Origin of the sequence: Methanohalobium sp., assembly GCF_018609725.1 — an archaeon.
Lineage (GTDB): Archaea > Halobacteriota > Methanosarcinia > Methanosarcinales > Methanosarcinaceae > Methanohalobium.
In genome coordinates, this window is record NZ_JAHENT010000144.1 from 1 (window position 1) to 4,196 (window position 4,196).

A 4,196-nucleotide genomic window follows, 5' to 3' on the forward strand; every position below is an offset into this window, starting at 1 on the left:
TAAATTTTTAATTTAGAGTTTTTGATTTAAGGAGAACAGTTAAAACCGTTGGTTTCCTTTAACCCCTACACCCCTTTCTCATGAAACATATCCAGAAACAGAAGTTGTCAGCGAATAATTTAATAAACATCCGCCATTAGTTCATTTTTTGTTACATGTAGATAAGTAATAAATCCCGGCATGCTGTCATATCTTAATGAAAATGTCGAATCTGAATAATCAATTTTGCCTTTATTTTGGTTTTCTTTTATATTGAAGGTTACAGTACCACTTTTTGTTAAAAGTTTTAAATAATGCTGAGAAATCTCGTTAAGAGTGAACGATGTATTACCATCATTTATTTTTACATCAGGCGGTAAACTTATTGAGCTTTCATTATCCCATGAAAAATCAGGGTCAGAACCCCCTTTATTGGAATTTGGGGGTGTATATTCCATATCAAACGTATCATTCAATAAATTCACATTTGAATATTGTTTGTCAATGATTGGAAATGAATCCAAGCTAGTCCAATATTCTTTATAATAAGAACCTGCGCTTGTATCTACATATTTAAGTTCTATATCTATCTCTTTACTACTTTCTTTTAGGATGTAAGTTAAACTTTTATTTCCTGAAGTAGCCTTTATTTCACAATTTAAAGGACTCAAACCTTCAGAACTTTTACCATCCAAATAAAATGAAAAATCATACATTGGTTCATCTTTAGATGTATTAAGAGCCCCCACTTTAAACGAATCAGCTAATGTTGATGTTCCCTGTGGGGGTATGGTTTCAAGCTCAATTACCGCAGTACTGTTTTCATTATCTACTGTTGCACTGCTGTATGTCTGTGAATCGGCATAATCAGCCCATGCTTTGTAATATTCACTTTTTATGTATACAAAGACTTTATCAGATTTTAGTGGGTTGGTTCGATTTTTATCTGCGGTAGTGTTTGGATACAGTACTTCGGGCATATTATCGGAACTGATTGATAAACTGACTTTACCTTTACCACTAACAGATGATTTTCCATTGACCTTCATGAGTGGAAGAGTAAGAGTTTCACCATTATAATGAAATTCAGGGGGAGAAACCATTATAGCATTACCTGTAGGATATTTCGACCATACGCCTCCTCCTTCATAGGCTATTTTGCGACCTTCTTTTATGTATTCAATAGAACCAAGAGAAGAATTGAATTTTATAAACCCATCTTCATCAGTATAATTTTCCCAACACCCCCATTGGTGGCGTACTTTTTTAAAATCATCATACCTGCTCGCATTTATATCAGTACTTACAACAACCATTTTACTTTTATTGTAATCTTCAGTTTCACCATTTACGTTGATAGTGCCGCCCATAAGGGATATGTCAGTTACCTGTCCAGGTGATTCTCCAAGTGCTACTTTACTTGTTCTTGAATCAAGTACCGTTAAACCCTGTTCCACACGCTGTGCTTTGGCATCATCTTCCATTTCATATATAGTGGGATAACTGTAAACCATCATTGCACTTATAGAAACCATGGTAATTCCCAGAATGAGCACCATCCCCACTACAGATGATACAGCATCACTAGATTTTAAAAATTTTAAATTCATACTTGTTTTCCACACCTGATTATTCGATAGTAGCACTCATTGGTGAATAGACGATGTGGACATCTATGTTATCTGAATAATTTTTATGAGCAATTATTGTATTATTGACATCATATACTGCCACATCCATATTCATTGTGTCATCAAAATATGTACCCCAGCCTTCATAATACTTGCTTGTAATTCTAACATCAACTTCTGATACATTCTGATAACTATAAACATTGGAATGTCCTCCATCAGACACCACCCGAACAACTCCCTGGCCAGATTGACTTGATGACCCTGAAACAAGTGTTACTGGCATCACCAGTACATCTCCGTTAAATGAAAATCGCGGGTGTGTAATAGCTACCGACTCTCCGGCAGGATATTTTGCCCATGTACCAGTATTTTCATAACATATAGAAGTACCTTCAAATCTGTTCTCGATTATTCGCATTTGCCTTTCAAAAACCTGATACTCATAGGAATCAGAGGTTGAGTTCCATCTCTTTAAGGTTATATTCATTAAACTATTTCCAGTAATAGAAAGAGAACCACCTCTCATTTGAAGTTCAATAGACTGTGAAGGAGCATTTCCAAAAACAATTTTATTAATATTTGCTCCAAGTACAGTATAGCTCTGTTTGATGTTTTCTGTATGTTCTACTTCCTGCATATGGTCAATGAGAGGAAATCCAGCCACACCAATGACAGAAACTGCCAGCAACATTACACCAAGAAGAATAACAAAATCAACAACCTCAGATACTGCATGTTCAGACGTTTTTAATGTTTTTAATGTCATATTTACAATTTTTATCGTTTTTTACCAATATATTATTCAATGTACTTCTATAAGGTTTTTGGACGAGTTATAAAAGAAATAGTGATTTGTTGAGGAACTGTATATAGTAGTTTTTTCCACTTGGGTATTACATACTGAATAGGGTACCTTGACCTTGACATGATTCTGGGATTCAAAAGTTATCTCATTTGATTTATTGGAAAAATTGACTGAATAATATTCACCCGCTACCTTATTAGGGATAGTGAAATCATACTTAAGACTATTTACACCTTCTTTACCCGTGTTTGAAATGATTGTATCAACACTTGTTAACTGAAGAGCCATATCATTACCGTAGGTTTCAAATTCTTCACGAGTAACTGTCTCTTCTGTCTGGTCCATCATAGAAAAAAAGGAATTCATAATCATAATAAATGCCAGCACTGATATTGAGAAAATTAAAATTGAACCAACAGAAACTGAAACCGCACTATCATCTTTTAAAAACCTTTTAATCATAATTCCACCTATGGCAGAGTTACTGGTATAGTAGCGTTAACCTGCTTTGTATTAGAAGACATATTGATATTTAGTCTGGTAACTTTTAACCTTTTAACTGTAAAATTTTGATTGTTTATTAATTTTCCAGAAAGAACCACCTGTCCTATGAGATATTTTCCGTTGTCTATTTTTAGATAATAATTATCATTATTAATAGACTCATCAAAATTAAATGAAAATGAATTACCATCAATTGAGCTGTTTATAATATCCATCTGATAAACGTCGCTTTTTGTATCAGTTGTTATTGTACCAGTCTTATTTGTAACTGTTACATTAATATCTCCACTTTCATTGTACAGCTCTACAGACCATATGAGAGTATCAGTCTGGTTAATGGCTGAAATTTTGAATGAATTGTTCTGGTCACCCTGTACACCAGTATTATTGGATAAATATAGTAAAAAGTTATCTGTTGTATTGATATTATCGACAATGGTCCAGTTTGTACTTCCGTTTTTGATTCCATTATCTGTAAGATATGCATCTTTTAAACTGCTATTTTTAATGGAAATCGCCACACCTGAATATGCATATAAGTTAGACACTTTTTCAACATAGTCAGACATATATTGATTAAAAATATCAGAATTAAATGACTGGTTATCAGTAGCGTTTATATACGCATCACTTGTTGCATCCGAACTCATCTCTATGGCATTTGTCAGGTCAAAACGATATGTATCAATACTTGATTCTGATGCCATGTTACTGGAATAGATAACATTATTTAACATAACCGTTAAAAATACAATGCTTATTCCTATAGCAAAACCAGTTATTAATATCATTTGTGCAGAATCATCCTCATTAAACATGGTAATCTTACCTTATATACGCCATAAAGTTAGTTGTATATCAACAATATTATAAAAATCAGTTGAATTGTTTAAATCTTTTATTCCAGTTTTGGATGAAAACATCGATATGTTTGATATATAAGAATTTGCTAGGACTATCTTTCTGGATACGGTTACTGCATTGTCAGATGGCTCTCCATTATATATGTAAGGTGACCTTATCCTTTCGTCATCCTCTTCTATATAGGTAAAATGTATATTGTGAGCAATACCGCGTTTTACTGCTATATTTTCCAGCATTTTGCTTGTTGAACTGTTTAATTCTTTGCTTTTATTGGATTTGGCTATATATGAACTCCCATTCCAGATATAAACATGACCACTCCAGTCTAACAGGTCAGTTTTTAACCGAGACTCCTGACCATATTCTGAATGGTCAAGTGAATCCATGATATCATATCCCATTGTCTGTAA

At 33.5% G+C, this 4,196-nt stretch carries 5 protein-coding genes; all 5 read right to left on the reverse strand.

Features of this window, described 5'->3' with window-relative positions; genetic code table 11:
• Positions 1–119: 119 nt before the first annotated feature.
• Positions 120–1,589, reverse strand: coding sequence for a hypothetical protein (locus QZ276_RS09740; RefSeq protein ID WP_292487522.1), 1,470 nt, complete (start codon positions 1,587–1,589; stop codon positions 120–122).
• Positions 1,590–1,608: 19 nt separating this feature from the next.
• Positions 1,609–2,379, reverse strand: a complete 771-nt coding sequence (locus QZ276_RS09745; RefSeq protein WP_292487524.1) for a hypothetical protein — start codon at positions 2,377–2,379, stop codon at positions 1,609–1,611.
• Positions 2,380–2,415: 36 nt separating this feature from the next.
• A complete protein-coding gene (locus QZ276_RS09750) occupies positions 2,416–2,880 on the reverse strand; it encodes a hypothetical protein (RefSeq protein ID WP_292487526.1) in 465 nt (154 codons plus the stop codon).
• 8 nt (positions 2,881–2,888) lie between these two features.
• Positions 2,889–3,740, reverse strand: coding sequence for a hypothetical protein (locus QZ276_RS09755; protein ID WP_292487528.1), 852 nt, complete (start codon positions 3,738–3,740; stop codon positions 2,889–2,891).
• A gap of 12 nt (positions 3,741–3,752) precedes the next feature.
• On the reverse strand, positions 3,753–4,196 hold a 444-nt coding region (locus QZ276_RS09760), incomplete at its 5' end, for a hypothetical protein (protein ID WP_292487530.1).

Excerpts from the sequence above, each read along its gene's own strand:
- QZ276_RS09740 (WP_292487522.1), bottom strand. The coding sequence starts at position 1,589 with ATGAATTTAAAATTTTTAAAATCTAGTGATGCTGTATCATCTGTAGTG.
- QZ276_RS09745 (WP_292487524.1), bottom strand. The coding sequence starts at position 2,379 with ATGACATTAAAAACATTAAAAACGTCTGAACATGCAGTATCTGAGGTT.
- QZ276_RS09750 (WP_292487526.1), bottom strand. The coding sequence starts at position 2,880 with ATGATTAAAAGGTTTTTAAAAGATGATAGTGCGGTTTCAGTTTCTGTT.
- QZ276_RS09755 (WP_292487528.1), bottom strand. The coding sequence starts at position 3,740 with ATGTTTAATGAGGATGATTCTGCACAAATGATATTAATAACTGGTTTT.